Annotated in this window: 1 protein-coding gene; it reads left to right on the top strand. The window is 54.2% G+C overall.

What is annotated here, in order from left to right:
- Nucleotides 1–111 precede the first annotated feature (111 nt).
- The gene (locus E1297_RS01580; protein WP_155133044.1) at nucleotides 112–960 is read left to right on the top strand and encodes a hypothetical protein; all 849 of its coding nucleotides are present in this window, start codon (nucleotides 112–114) and stop codon (nucleotides 958–960) included.
- Nucleotides 961–1,146: the final 186 nt, after the last annotated feature.

Below are 1,146 nucleotides of genomic sequence, written 5' to 3'. Positions count from 1 at the left end.
GTCTTCCCCGCCCTGAAGGACGGGGATTCTTCCGTCTGAACTCTGTCGTGCGATTTGTGACTTTCGGTCGCTTTCTTCATTGTCGCGACTATGTAGCAATGGAGTGAATTCATGTTCCCAAACTATAAGACATCTCCGGAAGGTTTTCCAGCGGCACAGGTAAGTCCTAGTATCATCTACTGTCTGGAAACCCGCGAAGGCTGTGAGGGTTACTTTCTGGTGTCGCACAGCTCCCTGACGGAGATAACCTTTTTAGATCTCCCCGCCGCTCACAAGTTCACGATCGGCAAGGTCGATAGCATCGATGCGTTCCGGTCCTACGCTTCCGAGATGGCGAATCATTACGGGGTACTGGAGGCGCTCGACCGCAAGAGCTATGCGACAACCACCTCCACCCCCTGGGGGCGCGCGCAGACTGCGACGAAGTACGGTCCGGGCATCACATCCTACGACACACCTGGTCACGGAGGCTTCAAGGTCTCAGACGGCAGGAACAAGCTTATTCCGACACCCTATCGTAATGATAATGGCTGGTATGAAGAGGACAGCGAATGGGCCAAGGTCGCAGCCACTTTCCCGGAGCACTTCACCAGTTTCGAGATCAAAGAAGCAAGGAAGACCTTGATCAATTCCCTCCCTGATGAGTACGAGGCGGTCACCGGGGAGGAGATTCTTCCCGGTCAGTCTTATGTTCGGGACAAGCAGATTTTCAAACGTGAGAATGCCGAGAACTGGGTGGTGATCTCCGCGTTGAGTTCAGATGAACACGAGGGCATGGTCGAATGTATCGCGACGATGGGAGGCAAGCGCAGCGGCTACTACAACGGTGTCGAGGTGACGGTTGAGGAGCGTGAGTTCCTGGTCCCGGACGCCGAGTACGGCGAACGTTCGAGGTTCGGTTTTGTGATCGACGAGGCCCGGCACGAATCCGTTTCGACATCGGCCGGACTTTCCATGTGAGCGGCGTGCTCACGGAATCAAATAGGCCACTCCTAAGAGCCTAAATGAAAAGAAATTGAGCGATATCATGAAGTTGTGTTTCTCTTTCGTTGTCGTGACGATGGAGAGCGAACATGCCTTGGGATGGTGCCGCTCGTATTGAGCATAGCCGCAAAAGTGACCGCTATCCAAGCGATTTGACGGATC

The sequence above is a fragment of the Roseibium sp. RKSG952 genome (genome assembly GCF_009711355.1).
This window is presented reverse-complemented; position numbering and strand designations above follow the sequence as displayed.